The organism is Collinsella phocaeensis, assembly GCF_900119895.1.
GTDB classification, from domain to species: Bacteria; Actinomycetota; Coriobacteriia; order Coriobacteriales; family Coriobacteriaceae; genus Collinsella; species Collinsella phocaeensis.
Genome location: NZ_FQLR01000003.1, coordinates 341467 through 356227, shown reverse-complemented (window position 1 = coordinate 356227; position 14761 = coordinate 341467). Strand labels below are relative to the sequence as shown.

Sequence of the window (14761 nt, the reverse complement as noted above, 5' to 3'; positions counted from 1 at the left end):
CACAGCGTGCGGGGCACGCCCGGTCCCATTCCGAACCCGGAAGCTAAGCCGCACCGCGCCGATGGTACTGCGGGGCAAGCCCGTGGGAGAGCAGGGCGCCGCTGACCGGTGGACGGCGTTTCGGTCGAAGAGGCCCCCGCGGGAGACCGCGGGGGCCTCTTCGCGTTTAGGGGGCGCGGCACCCGCGCCAGCGCTTTGGGGATACAATGTATTGGTTATTGATACATTGAAGGAGGTGCGTATGGCCGAAGCGGGTATTGGCGTCGACATCGTCGAGATCTCTCGGTTCGAATCCATTCTCAAAAAAAACCCTGCGTTCATTCAGAAGATGTTTACGGATGAGGAGCGCTCCTATTGTCAAGCGTCTGCTCGCCCCGCCGCTCATTACGCCTGCCGCTTTGCTGCGCGAGAAGCTGTCCTCAAGGCTTTGGGAACTGGATTCGGTCAAGGTGTTGGACGCTGTGACGTTTCGGTCTCTCGTGATGATAGAGGGAAGCCCCATGCCGTGCTGACGGGCGGTGCTGAGCGGGTTGCCCGCGACCTCGGTGTTGTCGAGGTCGTCATCTCACTTTCCTTTACAAGTGATTTGGCTGTTGCCAATGCCATGGCTATACCGGCGGATGCGCGTCCTAAGCCAAGGCCTTCTAAAGAAGACGACCGGGCTCGCATCGCCCGGTCGTTTAAAGACGCGCGTTTCGTGCTCGATGAGCTCGAGCGCGTTCAAGTTCAAGAGGATGTTTCAATAGATTCCGATCGTCTCGTGGAGGAGTAGTTCAATGAGGGCCGTTCTCACGACTGATGAAGTCACCGAGCTTGAAAATATCATCGAACGCCAGGGTACGTCTAAAGCAGAGCTTATGGAGCATGCGGGTGAACATGTCGCTCGTATCGTTGCCGACTATGACCCTAAACGTGTTCTCGTGTTGACCGGTTTTGGAAATAACGGCGGTGACGGATGGGTTGCAGCCGACATTCTTCGCCAGAAGGATGTCGACGTGACTGTCGTGACTCCTGTCGAGCCCAATGAGATCCCGAGCGCTCTTGCTCGTCACGTTGCGCGGCGAACTGCCGGGCGCGACGTCACCGTTGTGGTGGGGCCTTCTCGCGATGAGCTTGCAGAGCTTATCGGAAGCGCCGATGTCGTTGTGGATGCTATTCTCGGCACCGGGTTCCATGGCCGCGTTCGTCCACCGTTCTCCATTTGGATTCCCACGCTGAACGAGCTGGGCCCGATTGTCGTTTCTGTCGATATTCCTTCCGGCCTCAATGCGCAGAACGGAGTCGTGGAGGAATGCTGCGTGCGCGCAGACAAGACCGTCACCATGATCGCTCCGAAAATCGGTCTGTTCAGTGCCGACGGCCCCGGCTATGTTGGCGACCTTGAGGTTGGAGAGCTGTACAATCGACTCGATGAGGTCATCGGAGACGTCGACCATGCTGCCGAGATCGTCGAGAGCGCAGATCTGGTCGACTTCATCGAGCCGCTCGCTTCCAACGTCAACAAATATACGCGCGGGTCGGTGCTGGTGGTCGCCGGTTCCGCCCAATATCCCGGTGCGGCCATCATGGCGGCGAAGGCTGCGGCGCGTGCGGGGGCAGGCTATGTTTCCGTTGCGGCTCCCGACGCCTGTGCAAACCTCATTCGCATGGCCGTTCCCTCTATTCCCGTCGTGGCTATACCGTCTGACACGCGCGGCTCGTTTGGCGCTGCGGCGCGTCAGGTCGTCTGCGGAATCGCGGGCAAGTTCGATTGCGTGCTTTGCGGTCCCGGCATGACCACCGCGTCCGGGTGTCTCCAGGTTGTTCTCGGGCTCCTTGAGATGGACGTCCCGCTCATCCTCGACGCCGATGCGCTCAACTGCCTTGCGCGCATGGCTATAGACGGTATCGAGAAGACGCCCGAGCTGTATCGCCGCGAGGCCCCGCTCATCTTCACGCCGCATCATAAGGAGCTGTCGCGCCTGTGCGGCGACATTCCGATCAGCGGACTGGCGGATGCCGTGGATGCGGCGCGCGAAATCGTCTGGGCCGTAGGGTCTGACAACCTGATCGTCATCGCGAAGGGCGCGACTACGGCCATCGTGGGAGTGGAGAAGGTCCTGCTCCCCCTATCGGGACCCGCTTCGCTTGCGACTGCGGGATCGGGCGACGTGCTCGCCGGTATCATCGCGGGCTGCGTCGCGACCTCCCATGGGGACGTGGATCGCTGGGAGATGCTTGCCGCGTATGCCGTCGCACTCCATTCTTACACGGGTTTTGCGGCCGCCGCGCAATACGGCGAGAAGAGCGTCATCGCGACCGACCTGATCGATCTGATCGGCGAGGCCATGAACCTTGTCGAAGCCGAGGCGGCTCGCGATCTTGGCCTTCTTGACGATCGGGAGGGCGAGCACTGATGTCGATACGCAAAGAGCCTCAGACGCGCTGGGCATGGGTTGAGATAGACCAAGGCGCCCTTCGCCGCAACACGCGCGCCTTCAAGAACTTGCTCGGCCCGCGTCAACGCCTCTGCTGCGTCGTCAAAGCCGACGCGTACGGACACGGGGCCCCTCAGTGCGCGAAGATCATGCAGGCCGCCGGCGCGGACATGCTCGCGGTCGCTACGGTGGCCGAGGGAGTCGAGCTGCGCCGGTCGGGGATCTCGGTTCCGGTTCTCGTGTTGAACGAACCGCCCCTCGCTGCAATCGACACGCTGCTCGAGCACCAGATCATGCCATCTCTGTACACGTCCGAATTTGCGATGGCGTATGGCGAGCGCGCCGTGCAGCTCGGATGTGTGGGCAAATACCATATGGCGATTGAGACGGGGATGAACCGCATCGGCGTGCATTACGCCGATGTTTTGGACTTCAGGCGCGAGATAGATTTCCACCGCGGCATAGCCTGCGACGGCGTCTTCACCCATTTCGCCACCGCGGACGACATCAACGGGTGGGACTACAAGCTCCAGTGCACGCGTTTCGATGAGGCTGTCGCGGCGATGCGTGACGCCGGGTACGAGTGCGGCATCGTGCATTGCGATAACACCCCGGCTTCGATTCTCGACGCGTCGACGCATTACGACATGATCAGGGCGGGAGTCGGCCTGTACGGACTGCACCCGTGCGACGCGACGCACGGTGCCATCAAGCTCGATCCGGTCATGAGCGTACGGGCTCGCGTGACGCGCACCGCCCATCCTGCAATGGGGGAGGGCGTGGGATACGGCTTTACGTATCGCGTGCCGCGGACGCGCGTGCAGATCTGCACGCTGCCCCTCGGCTACGCTGACGGTTTGTCGCGCACCCTGTCGAATCGTATGGAGGTGCTGTATCGAGGCGTCAGGATTCGGCAGGTGGGCAACATCTGCATGGATCAATGCATGGTCGCGGTGCAGCAGACGCCGGTCTGCCAGATTCCCGAGGCGGAGCACGGCGACGTCATGACGATCGTCGGTCGCGATGGCGATTCCGAAATCACCATGGATGAGATGGCCCGTCTTCGCGGAACGATCAACTACGAAGTTGCCTGCGGTTTCGGCATGCGACTGGACAAGGTCTACGTGTAAAGGAGCGCTATGGGCGTCATGCACATCCCCGGACACGAGAAGCAGGGGCCCCGCGAGGTCGGGCTGGACGAGATCCGCGAGGTCATGGGCGACTGCCGCCTGTGCCAGCTTTGCCAGACGAGGACGAATATCGTGTTCGGCACCGGAAACCCCCATGCGCGCGTCATGTTCGTGGGGGAGGCGCCCGGTAAACATGAGGATTTGCAGGGCGAGCCGTTTGTGGGCAGGGCGGGGGAGAACCTGAACGGAATCCTTTCCTTGGCCGGCCTCGTGCGCGAGGATGTGTACATCGCGAATGTTCTGAAGTGCCGGCCGCCGCAAAACCGCAATCCCTTGGCGGATGAGGTGCTCGCCTGCTCCCCCTTTCTGCGCGAGCAGATTCGGAGCGTCTGGCCGGATGTTATCGTGACGCTGGGCAACCCCGCGACGCATTTCGTTCTGAAGACCGAGATCGGAATCACCAAGTTGCGCGGGCGCTTCCATCAGATGGGGCATTTCGTCGTCATGCCGACATTCCATCCCGCCGCGGCCTTGCGCAACCCTGCATGGCAGGAGCTTCTCGAGGCGGACTTCCGTATGCTGGGGAAGTATCTTGCCGAGCATCCCCAGGGCGAGCCGCGGGTCGATGGGGCGGCGCAATCCGATGCCCTTCCGCGTTTAGGGGAATGACGATGGCGCTGGAAAGAATCGCACCGCTCGCGTACAGGTCCGAGTGCGTCGAGGACACGGTGAGCCTCGGCGGCCTTGTGGCGCCGTTGCTCCGGGAAGGGGATGTCCTCGTATTGACGGGCGGCCTAGGCGTCGGCAAGACGCACTTCACCAAGGGCGTGTCGGCAGGGCTTGGCGACGACCATCCCGTGACGAGTCCCACGTTTGCGCTCATGGCCGTTCACGATGGGGGAAGAATCCCCTTGTTCCATTTCGACCTGTACCGTTTGGAGCACGCATACGAGCTGGAAGACACGGGCATCTACGATGTGCTTGGATATGAGGGGGTCTGTCTGCTCGAGTGGGGCGAACAGTTCCAAGATGAGCTGTGTGACGAGTTCCTGTCGGTGCGCATCGAGCGGCTTGACGGCGACCCTGACGTTCGCACCATCGGTTTGGACCCGCTCGGTGCACGCGCATGCGAGCTGGCCGATGCGATCGACGCTGCCGTTTTGGCGCTGTCCCGATAGCGCTCGGTCTCGCCCGCGCCCCAGGCGCATCAGGGGTGTGGTTTGGGGGCCCCGCACGCCGGAACCGATTGGCGACGCAGCCTGACGCGCCGAAAGAGGGGGGCTCGCGCCCATCACCCGTCCGTACGATATCGATGCAATGTGCATACTCTGAGGTGACGAAGATGAAGTTGGATGAATTGCGCACGCTGGTCGTCGCCGTGGACACGTCCACGGACATGCTCGCTTGCGCGGTCGCATGGTGGACACCCGAGGTGTTTCTTGACGATACCCCTTCGCGGGCGTGCGTCGAGGTGCTGTCCTCGCGTGATCACGCATGCCGTCGCCGGGCGAACGTCGAGTTGATCGAGACGATCGACGCGGCGCTCGCGGATGCGGGGATGACGCGCGGGGACGTGGGCGGCTATCTGGTGGGTCGCGGTCCAGGGTCGTTCACGGGCGTGCGTATCGGCATATCGACGGCAAAGGGCCTTGCCTGCGGCGCCAACGTCCCCCTCATGGGCGCATCGACGCTCGATGCTTGCGCGTGGTCCGCGTGGCAGGCGGGGACGCGCGGGCGGCTCGCCGTTGCGGCCGATGCCATGCGCGGAGAGATCTATCCCGCTCTGTACGATTTGGACGACGAGGGCCCGCACCGCCTGTTCGAGCGCGAGCGGGTCGTGAAGGCGGCGGCGGTTGCGGAGGAGTGGGCGGCCCGCGTCGACGCAGCGTCGCTTCAGCTTACGGGTGACGGCCTGGTGCGTCATGGCGCGCTGTTTGAGCACATGGGGCTCATGGAGCATGCGTTGCCGCGCGAGCTGTGGTGGCCCAGCGGCGCGGGGCTTCTCTCCGCCGCCGCGAGCCCCGAGGGCCTCGCCGCCGCGGGCTCTACGGACCCCGCGGCCGTTCTCCCGGTCTACACGCGCCTGTCGGACGCCGAGGAGAACGAGCGCCGCCGGCTGGGTCTAAGCGAGAGCCCGAATGCGATGCTGACCGGCGTCGCCGAGGAGCTCGCAGGACGTCATCTGCAGTTTCGGCCCATGGCATCGGCGGATGCCGAGGCCATGGCCGAGCTTGAGCGCGTCAGCTTCGAAGGGGCGGGGCATGCGCCCTGGAGCGCCACCGCCTTCCTATCCGAGCTCGATCCGGACGCCGCCGCAGCGCGGTCGTGGTGGGTCGCCCACGACGATGGCGAGCTTATCGGTTTCGCCGGAGGCATGGTGGTCGATCGCGATGTGGAGATTCTCGATGTCGCGGTCGCCGCATCCCATCGTCGTTCCGGTATCGCCCGCAAGCTGCTTGCTCACGTGAGCTACGATGCGCAGGTGCTCGGCTGCACGACGTCTTCGCTTGAGGTTGAGGACGGAAACGAGGCGGCTCTCTCGCTGTATGCGGAGCTGGGGTATGAGGCCGTTGGCCGCCGCCGCTCCTACTACGGCGCCGGCCGCGATGCCATCGTGATGCATGCGAGCCTCCCGCTCGTTTTGCCGCTCGATCCCGCGTCGCCCGAACCGACCGCTGCGTCCGCGCGCGATTGGCCGCTCACCGTTCCGCAGAGGAGCGCGAGCGAACTCGATCTGATCGCCCGCCGTCAGCCGGTCCTTGCGATCGAGAGCTCCTGCGACGAGACCGCCGTCGCCGTCATCGACGCCGAGGGCAACCTTCTTGCGAATCAGGTATCCACCCAGATTGATTTCCATGCTCGATTCGGGGGCGTCGTTCCCGAGATCGCATCGCGCAAGCACGTCGAGGTGATCGTCGGCGTGGTCGACGCGGCGCTCGAGGAAGCCGGTCGTTCCCTGGGACTGGGGGAAGGCCCCCTGATGCCGTCCGAGCTCGCCGCGGTCGGCGTTACGCAGGGGCCCGGCCTGGTCGGCGCCCTGGTCGTGGGCGTCGCGTTTGCAAAGGGGTTCGCGTACGCGGCGGACAAGCCGCTTATATGCGTGAACCATCTCGAGGGCCATCTGTACGCGAACAAGCTCACGACCCCCGATCTCGAGCCGCCGTTCATCTTCACGCTTGTCTCGGGAGGCCACACCATGCTCGTGCATGTGCGCGCATGGGGCGATTACGAGGTGCTGGGCGAGACGCTTGACGATGCGGTGGGCGAGGCGTTCGACAAGGTCGCGAAGGCGCTCGGCCTGGGCTACCCGGGCGGTCCCGTTATCTCACGGCTCGCGGAGACGGGCAACCCCAGGGCGATCGAGTTCCCCCGAGCGCTGAACAGCCGCGGTGACTACCGTTTCTCGCTTTCCGGCTTGAAGACGGCGGTCGCGCTGTATATCGAGCAGGAGACGGCTGCGGGCAGGACGATCCATCTTCCCGACCTCGCCGCCTCGTTCGAGGCCGCCGTCTTCGACGTTCAGTACAAGAAGGCGAAAGGCGCCTTGCGGGAGACGGGCGCTCGCGAGTACTGCATCGGAGGCGGGGTCGCGGCAAATCCCCATCTACGCCGCATGATGATCGAGAAGCTCGGCCGGCAGGGAATTCGCGTAACGGTGCCCCCACAGCACGCTTGCACGGACAATGCTGCGATGATCGCGGTCGTCGCCGGCGAGAAGTATCGTCGCGGCGAGTTCGCCTCCCTCGATGTGGACGCTGACCCGAACATGACGCTGTAGCGTCGCGCGCCGCATGCAGAAGACGGGGAGGGAGCCGGCTGAGCGCCGGCTCCCTCCCTGTTCGGTCCAAGCGGTGCGATGCGGGCGGAATCAGCTGTTGAGCACGATGTCGATGAGCTCGTCGGGACTGTCGACGACGTAGTCCGCGCCGGCGAGCTCGAGCTCCTTGCGCCCTCGGAACCCCCAGGAGACGCCGGCTGATCGCAGGCCGGCGTTATGCCCGCAGGCGATGTCCACGTCGGAATCTCCAACGTAGAGCGCGGTACCGGCTTCCGCCCCGAGCGCATCGAGAACATGGCGGGTCACCTGGGGATCGGGTTTGGCCGGAAAGGCGGGGGTCCTTCCCTGGACGATCTCGAAGCGCTCGGTACCGAAATAGCGCGCGACCAGCGGAACCGCCGCTTCGTGGTCCTTGTTGGTGAGGATGGCGAGCTTGACGCCGCGCGCGCGGAGCTCATCGAGCATCTCGAGCGTGCCGGGATACGGCGCGGTGGTGTCCTCCTTGTGCTCGGCGTAGAAGGCGCGGAATTCGCCGAGCGCCTGGTCGAACAAGGCGGCATTCCCGGCAAATTCTGCGGGCATGAATCGCTCGACGAGTTTGAGCATGCCGTTTCCCACTTTATATCGGTACGCGTCCACCGGGTACGTGGGCCATCCGTGTTCGACGCAGACGTGGTTGCCCGCGTCCGCAAGGTCGGTCAGGGTATCGAGGATGGTGCCGTCGAGATCGAAGATGACGTGCGAGAAAGCCATGGGGTCTCCTTGTCTGGGTGCGTGCGGACCATCGTACACCGCCGCTGCCGATTCGCTGCGGATCCGGAATGAGACGATATGAGTTGAACATTGGGAGCCCCTCCCCTTGTAGCTCTATCGTGGGTCGGGCGACAATGGTCGTAACGCCAACCGTGGCCGCGCGCCACATGCGACGGAGAGGGGCCCGCCATGTCCAATTATGTCACAGCCATCGGTCTCGACGTCCACGCGAGGAGCATCTCCGCATGCGCCTTCGACCCCATGACCGGCGAGGTGGTCCGGGCCAGGTTCGGCTACGACCCGGCGTCGGTCGCCGAGTGGGTCCTGGGGTTCGAGTCGCCCAAGGCGGTGTACGAGAGCGGCCCGACCGGCTTCCACCTGTGCCGCGCCCTGCGCGCCCTCGGCGTCGACTGCGCCGTGGGCGCCGTCTCCAAGATGCACCGGCCCGCGGCCGACCGGGGCCGCAAGAACGACCGGCGCGACGCCGAGTGGCTGGCCAGGCTCCTCGCCTGCCGCAACGTCGTCGAGGTGTGGGTGCCCGATGACCGCACCGAGGCCGCCCGGGACCTCTCCCGCGCGCTCGAGGACGCCCGCGACGACCTGCAGCGCGCCAGGCAGCGCATGTCCAAGTTCCTGCTCAGGCACGGCCTGGTGTTCGACGAGACGACGCCGGCCGGGCGCCGCAGGTCGAACTGGACCGAGGCGTACTGGAGGTGGGCGAGGTCGATCGAGTTCGGCGAGGCCGACGACGCGGCCGCCTACGAGCACTACATGGACGCCGTGGAGCGCTGCGCCGAGGCCAAGAGGGAGCTCGAGCGCAAGGTGGAGGAGGCCGCCGCGCGCCCCGGGTGGGCGCCTGTCGTCGACGCGCTCTGCCTGGTGAAGGGCATCGACGTCGCGAGTGCCTTCCTGCTCGCCGCCGAGGCCGGCGACTTCTCGAGGTTCCCGACCGCGCCGTCGTTCGCCTCGTGGTGCGGCCTGGCCCCCTCGGAGCGCTCGAGCGGCGAGACGGAGTCGCGCGGCGGGATCACCCGCGCCGGTAACGGCCACGTCCGGCGCGCGCTGGTCGAGGCGTCCTGGCACGTCCCGATGTCGACGAGGCACCCCAAGAAGCCGAGGCCGGGCCACGGGGTCGCGCCGGCCGTGTCGAGGCACGCCGCGAAGTGCAACCGCCGCCTGCAGGACAGGCGGGACGCCATGTCCCAGGCGGGGAAGAGGCCGTGCGTGGCGAACTGCGCGACGGCCCGCGAGATGGCCTGCTGGGTCTGGGCGATAGCGCTCATGGCCCGGTAGCGCCCGCGGCCCCATAGGAGTCCGACCCCGGGGGCTCGCCGCGCTCGAGGCCGTTGGGAGGCCGTTCCAGTCCTTTTTCTGGGCGGCGGGAGACCGCCACGCCCGCCACGAGACTGCGACCGAGCGGAGGCCCCCAGCCGTAGCAACGAGATGCGGTTCCGACCCGCGGATATTAGAGTGCCGAACGTGCGTCGAGCAGACACGCCCTCAAGCGGCGCGGCCACCGGGTGAAGATAGATGGACCCTGCCCTCCGCGGTAGCTCCGCGGAGGGCAGGGCCTTTTTGCCACTTGACAATGTTCAACTCATATTAAAAAGCGCGGCCCGCACAAGACGGGCCGCGCCGGGGAGGGGACGGGTGCGGGTCGGGTGCCGCTGCCGCGTTACAGGGCCGCCTCGACCTCTGCGACGAGTTTGGGCTTGGGGATGGCGCCGACGGTGCGCATGGCCTCCTTGCCGTCCTTGAGCATGACGAGGGTCGGGATGGACATGACGCCGTACTGCATGGCGAGGTCCTGGTTCTCGTCGACGTTGCACTTGGCGACTACGATGCGGTCGCTCATTTCATCGGCGAGCTCGTCGACAAGGGGGGAGAGCATGCGGCACGGGCCGCACCACGGTGCCCAGAAGTCGATGAGGACGGGAAGGTCGCTTGCGAGAAGCTCGTTGAAGTTTTGGGGGGTGGCCTCGATGACTGCCATGGTTCCTCCTATGGGACTCCCGCCGTTACGTGCGGGTTCTTTGCTGTCGAGGTGGCTTATACCCACATATGCGGATGCGTTGCACACGCGGCGCCGTTCTGTGACATGGTCACCAACGTTTCTTCTGGTCGCATGGGGCAATCTCTCCGCATGCCCCCGCGCGCCGACCCTCGAGCGGTATGATGGCAGGAGCAGATGAGGATGGAGGGGCATATGGCGATTTCGGCGGTAGAGCGCAAGGAGGCGTTCGTCCGGGCCACGGAGGAGGAGCTGCGCTCCCTTGAGGGGCGGGGCGTCTGCATGGTGGGCAATGCGTTCGCGCCCATCGTGATGGTGAAGGGCGATCTGAACGCGGCCGAGCTCGCCGGCTCCGAGCTTCTTTCTGGTCCTGACGGACGCGCCCTGCGCTCCGCGCTCGATGCGATCGGGTACGCCCCGGAGGACTTCTGCGCCCTCGCCGCGGTGTCGGTCCGGGAGGGGCTGGCATCCCCGCTCGACCCCGATCTGTTCCGGGAGGCGCTCGAGGCGCTCGACCCCGAGGCCGTCCTCGTGCTCGACGAGACCGCGGCCGACGTCGTGCGCGAGGCATATGCCGATGCGCTCGTGGTCATTGAGGATTTCGAGACCGCCATGCTCGCCCCTGGCCTCGTTGCCCCGGTCCTGGGGCGACGCCTCATGGTGCTCGACGGTTTCGAGGCCGCGCTGTCCGACCCGCAGGAGAAGCGGCGCATGTGGTCGTATATCAAGCGCATCGGTCCGGCTGGCGAACCGTATTGATGAGCGCATGAGGATGATTTCGTGCTGTCTTGTCAGCTGTCTTGTCAGCTGACAAGACACATGCCATACTTGCCGGCAGCACACGCTCAACGTAAGGGGAGATATGGCTGCCAACGACATCGCCGCCTCATCGGCGACTCCGGCGCTCGCGCGCGCCGCCTCGGTCCCGGAGGACCTGAGAAATCACATCGAACGCCTGAAACGCGAGCGTGACGCGGTTATTCTCGCGCATTATTACGTTGCCCCCGAGGTGCAGGCCGTGGCCGATTACGTGGGGGATTCGTTCTATCTGGCCAAGCTCGCCAAAAGTCTTCCCCAGACAACGATTGTTCTTGCGGGCGTCGAGTTCATGGGGGAGAGCGCGAAGCTGCTCAATCCGGAAAAGACCGTCTTGTTGCCGGAGCCTCAGGCCGATTGCCCCATGGCGCATATGGTGGAGAAGGCTGCGGTGGCGGCCGCGCGCGAGGCGTACGGCGACGACCTCTCCGTCGTCTGCTACGTCAACTCGACGGTGGAGATCAAAAGCTGGAGCGATGTGTGCGTGACGTCGTCCAATGCCGTCAAGATCGTCTCGGGCCTGCCGCAGCGGCACATCCTGTTCATCCCCGATCGAAACCTGGGCAGGTTCGTGGCGGAGCAGTGCCCCGATAAGCACATCATCTTGAACCCCGGTTTCTGCCCGCGACACCAGGATGTCTCCCTCGAGGAGCTGCTGGAGGCGAAGGCTGCGCATCCGGCCGCGCTCGTGCTTGCGCATCCCGAGTGCACCGCGCGCGTGCTCGCGGAGGCCGATTTCATCGGGTCGACGGCGGAGATCATCGATTTCGCGGAGGCATCGGATGCCGGGGAGTTCATCGTTGTCACCGTGGACGGGGTCGCCTACGAGCTCGAACGGAGATGCGCCCGCATGGGCAAGCGGTTCCACTTCACCCGCACCCGTCCCACCTGCGAAGGTATGGAATCCGTGACGCTCGCGAAGGTCGTCTCGTGCCTGGAGACCGCCTCGGGTGCGGTCGAGATCGCCCGTGGAGAAGCGGCTGCGTCGGCGCAACGGACGCTTGACCGCATGCTCGAGTGCGCGGCGCGCGTCTAGGGGGGTGGAGATCGTGGAAACACGGGATGCTCGCCGTGCCGCCCCGGCAGGGGAGAGCGCGGTCTGCGACGTGGTCATTGCGGGCTGCGGTGTCGCAGGGCTGTACGCGGCGCTCAACCTGCCCGCGACTTGCCAGGTGGTGATGCTCTCGAAAGGAGCCGTCGAGGAGTGCGACTCGATGCTCGCCCAGGGCGGGATCTGCGTGCTTCCCGAGGCGGGAGACTACGATTCGTTCTTCGAGGACACGATGCGTGCCGGCCATGGCGCGAACCGCCGCGAGAGCGTCGACATCATGATCCGTTCGAGCAGGGCGATTGTGAACGACCTGCTCGCCCTCGGCGTGGAGTTCCAGCGCGCCGGCGACGGGTCGCTCGCGTTCACCCGGGAGGGCGCGCACTCCCGGCCGCGCATCGCCTTCAAGGCGGACATCACGGGCAGGGCGATTACGACCAGGCTCCTCGATGCCGTTCGCGCGCTTCCGAATGTGCGGATATACGAGCACGTGGCGGCGGTTGACCTTATCGTCGATTCCGAAGGTGGGAAGGACCGCTGCCTCGGGCTGCTGTGCCGCTCCGTGCCGGAGGGGCTGTCGGCTTGCACCGCAGAGGAGCTGCGGACCGATGCGGAGGGCGTTGGTCCCGCATTCGAGGTACGTGCCGGGCACACGCTGCTCGCCACGGGCGGTATCGGCGGGGTGTACGAGCACTCGACTAACTATCCGCAGCTGACGGGGGACGCCTGCCTGTTCGCCGCGGAGCATGGCGTCGAGATGGAGGATCTCGATTGCGTCCAGATTCATCCGACCGGCCTGTATTCCGAGGCCCCGGGGAGGACCTTCCTGATCTCCGAGAGCTGCCGCGGGGAAGGCGCGATCCTGCTGGATGCCGCGGGCGAGCGGTTCTGCGACGAGCTCCAGCCGCGCGACGTCGTCGCGGCGGCGATTCGCGAGCAGATGCGCCGCGACGGCGCGGAGCACGTATGGCTGTCATTTGACCCGGTGGATCGCGAGGTCGTTTGCGGCCATTTCGCGAACATACGCGAGCACTGCCTCTCCGAGGGGCGCGACATCCTCGAGGGGCCGATTCCCGTCGTGCCCACCCAGCACTATTTCATGGGCGGCGTCCGCGTCGACCGGGACTCGGCTACCGATCTGGAGGGCCTGTACGTTGCCGGCGAGGCGGCGTGCAACGGCGTGCACGGCAAGAACCGCCTTGCGTCCAACTCGTTGCTCGAGTCCCTGGTGTTCGCGCGGCGCGCGGCCTACGCCATCGCCGTCGGCGAGAGCCTGGCCGTGGAGCCGGCGGGCGAGCCCGCGCTCGACGGGATCCATCGCCCCCTCGCCGGCTTGCGCACCGCCCTCGACGCCCTCATCGAATCCCCCTCCGTCGAAAGGAAGTCCGAATGAACCCTATCACCATGAAGCTTGCCGGCGACGATGCGATCATGCGCGCTCTGCGCGAGGACATAACGTTCGAAGACGTGAGCACGGCGGCGGTGTGCCCCCGTCCGCGCGCCGCCCGCGTCGAGCTCATCGCCAAGGACACGGGCGTGATCGCGGGCCTCGACGTGTTTCAGCGCACGTTCCAGCTGCTGGATCCCGATACGCATGTCATCTCGGACGTCGCCGACGGCGACGAGGTCTCGGCCGGCCAGCAGATCGCCCATGTGCGCGGGGACGCGCGCGTGCTGTTGACGGGCGAGCGCGTGGCGCTCAATTTCCTGCAGCGCATGAGCGGCATCGCGACGTACACCCGTAAGATGGCGCGCGAGCTGGAGGGCACGGGGACGCAGCTCGTCGACACCAGGAAGACGACGCCCGGCCTTCGGGTCTTCGAGCGCGAAGCGGTGCGCATCGGCGGCGGGCACAGCCATCGCTTCAACCTGTCGAGCGCCGTCATGCTCAAGGACAACCACATCGATGCCGCGGGCGGGGTCCGGGCGGCGGTCGCGGCGGCGCGCGCGCACGCGTCGTTCACCTGCACGGTGGAGGTCGAGTGCGAGAATCTCGACATGGTGCGGGAGGCCGTGGAGGCCGGAGCCGACATCATCATGCTCGACAACATGGACGCCCGGCAGATGACTGAGGCGCTCGAGCTCATCTCCGGCCGCGCCAAGACCGAGGTTTCGGGAAACGTGACCGCGGAGAACATCCGCTCCCTCGCCGACCTGGGCGTCGACTACATTTCTTCCGGGGCCCTCACGCATTCGGCGCCGATCCTCGACCTCTCCCTCAAACATCTCAAGATGCTCGATGAAAGGCACTCGTAGCATGGATGCACGAGAGCGCAGGCGCACGATACTGGATGCGCTCGCCGGCGCATCCGATCCGGTGAGCGGGGGCGCGTTGGCCCGCGAGGTGGGGGTGAGCAGGCAGGTCGTCGTGGGGGACATCGCGCTGCTGCGCGCGGACGGACACGACATCGTGGCGACGAACCGCGGGTACGTGCTCCGCGAGCCCGGCTCGTGCGGCGTCCCCACGCGGCTGGTCAAGGTGCACCACGGTGAGGACCAGCTGTTCGACGAGTTGGCCGCCGTAGTCGATCGCGGAGGGGCCGTGCTGAGCGTCATGGTCAACCATCGCGTGTACGGCAAGATAACCGCCGACCTCGATATCCGGAATCGCCGCGATATCGAGCGCTACCTTGATGGGATCCGGTCCGGCAAGAGCGTGCCGCTGATGACCGTGACGAGTGGCTACCACTTCCACCGCATCGCGGCGGAAAGCGAGGAGGAGCTTGACGACATCGAGGCGGCCCTCGCCGATCTGGGCTTCCTTGCGGAGGTCATGCCCTATGAGCGCGAGGGAATGTCCTAGCGCTG

Annotated in this window: 14 protein-coding genes and 1 rRNA gene; 13 read left to right on the top strand and 2 right to left on the bottom strand. The window is 65.7% G+C overall.

Annotated elements, in window-relative coordinates:
* From rrf to tsaD, 7 genes are all read left to right on the top strand, one after another.
* Positions 1 to 107 (top strand): 5S ribosomal RNA (rrf, locus tag BQ7355_RS02175); the annotation flags it as partial.
* Between the two features lie 134 nt (positions 108 to 241).
* The gene (acpS, locus tag BQ7355_RS02170; protein WP_072414713.1) at positions 242 to 772 is read left to right on the top strand and encodes a holo-ACP synthase; all 531 of its coding nucleotides are present in this window, start codon (positions 242 to 244) and stop codon (positions 770 to 772) included.
* Positions 773 to 776: 4 nt separating this feature from the next.
* A complete protein-coding gene (locus tag BQ7355_RS02165) occupies positions 777 to 2396 on the top strand; it encodes a bifunctional ADP-dependent NAD(P)H-hydrate dehydratase/NAD(P)H-hydrate epimerase (RefSeq protein ID WP_072414712.1) in 1620 nt (539 codons plus the stop codon).
* A complete protein-coding gene (alr, locus tag BQ7355_RS02160; RefSeq protein WP_072414711.1) occupies positions 2396 to 3547 on the top strand; it encodes an alanine racemase in 1152 nt (383 codons plus the stop codon). The genes BQ7355_RS02165 and alr overlap by 1 nt, the downstream gene beginning before the upstream one ends.
* Before the next feature lie 9 nt (positions 3548 to 3556).
* Positions 3557 to 4216 carry a uracil-DNA glycosylase gene (locus tag BQ7355_RS02155; RefSeq protein WP_072414710.1) on the top strand — a complete coding sequence of 220 codons (660 nt, stop codon included), beginning with the start codon at positions 3557 to 3559 and terminating at the stop codon, positions 4214 to 4216.
* Between the two features lie 2 nt (positions 4217 to 4218).
* The gene (tsaE, locus tag BQ7355_RS02150; RefSeq protein WP_072414709.1) at positions 4219 to 4725 is read left to right on the top strand and encodes a tRNA (adenosine(37)-N6)-threonylcarbamoyltransferase complex ATPase subunit type 1 TsaE; all 507 of its coding nucleotides are present in this window, start codon (positions 4219 to 4221) and stop codon (positions 4723 to 4725) included.
* A 164-nt stretch (positions 4726 to 4889) separates the two neighbouring features.
* The gene (tsaD, locus tag BQ7355_RS02145; protein WP_072414708.1) at positions 4890 to 7325 is read left to right on the top strand and encodes a tRNA (adenosine(37)-N6)-threonylcarbamoyltransferase complex transferase subunit TsaD; all 2436 of its coding nucleotides are present in this window, start codon (positions 4890 to 4892) and stop codon (positions 7323 to 7325) included.
* A gap of 90 nt (positions 7326 to 7415) precedes the next feature.
* Here the strand turns inward: tsaD and BQ7355_RS02140 are convergent, their stop codons facing one another.
* Entirely contained in the window at positions 7416 to 8078 is a 663-nt protein-coding gene (locus BQ7355_RS02140; RefSeq protein ID WP_072414707.1) for an HAD family hydrolase, read from the bottom strand.
* A gap of 189 nt (positions 8079 to 8267) precedes the next feature.
* Between BQ7355_RS02140 and BQ7355_RS02135 the strand changes: the two genes are divergently transcribed.
* A complete protein-coding gene (locus tag BQ7355_RS02135) occupies positions 8268 to 9371 on the top strand; it encodes an IS110 family RNA-guided transposase (protein ID WP_072414706.1) in 1104 nt (367 codons plus the stop codon).
* A gap of 382 nt (positions 9372 to 9753) precedes the next feature.
* On the opposite strand, the gene trxA is transcribed toward BQ7355_RS02135, so the two are convergent.
* Positions 9754 to 10071 carry a thioredoxin gene (gene trxA / locus BQ7355_RS02130; RefSeq protein ID WP_072414705.1) on the bottom strand — a complete coding sequence of 106 codons (318 nt, stop codon included), beginning with the start codon at positions 10069 to 10071 and terminating at the stop codon, positions 9754 to 9756.
* A 213-nt stretch (positions 10072 to 10284) separates the two neighbouring features.
* Between trxA and BQ7355_RS02125 the strand changes: the two genes are divergently transcribed.
* The 5 genes from BQ7355_RS02125 to BQ7355_RS02105 all read left to right on the top strand — a co-directional run bounded on the left by BQ7355_RS02125 (position 10285) and on the right by BQ7355_RS02105 (position 14756).
* Positions 10285 to 10848, top strand: a complete 564-nt coding sequence (locus BQ7355_RS02125; protein ID WP_072414704.1) for a hypothetical protein — start codon at positions 10285 to 10287, stop codon at positions 10846 to 10848.
* A 103-nt stretch (positions 10849 to 10951) separates the two neighbouring features.
* Positions 10952 to 11941, top strand: coding sequence for a quinolinate synthase NadA (nadA, locus tag BQ7355_RS02120; protein WP_072414703.1), 990 nt, complete (start codon positions 10952 to 10954; stop codon positions 11939 to 11941).
* A gap of 13 nt (positions 11942 to 11954) precedes the next feature.
* Positions 11955 to 13346 carry an L-aspartate oxidase gene (locus tag BQ7355_RS02115; RefSeq protein ID WP_072414742.1) on the top strand — a complete coding sequence of 464 codons (1392 nt, stop codon included), beginning with the start codon at positions 11955 to 11957 and terminating at the stop codon, positions 13344 to 13346.
* Positions 13343 to 14209, top strand: a complete 867-nt coding sequence (gene nadC, locus BQ7355_RS02110) for a carboxylating nicotinate-nucleotide diphosphorylase (protein WP_072414702.1) — start codon at positions 13343 to 13345, stop codon at positions 14207 to 14209. Before BQ7355_RS02115 ends, nadC begins: the two co-directional genes overlap by 4 nt.
* A 1-nt stretch (position 14210) precedes the next feature.
* Positions 14211 to 14756: a transcription repressor NadR gene (locus tag BQ7355_RS02105; RefSeq protein ID WP_083581434.1), complete on the top strand. Its 546-nt coding sequence runs from the start codon at positions 14211 to 14213 to the stop codon at positions 14754 to 14756.
* Positions 14757 to 14761: the final 5 nt, after the last annotated feature.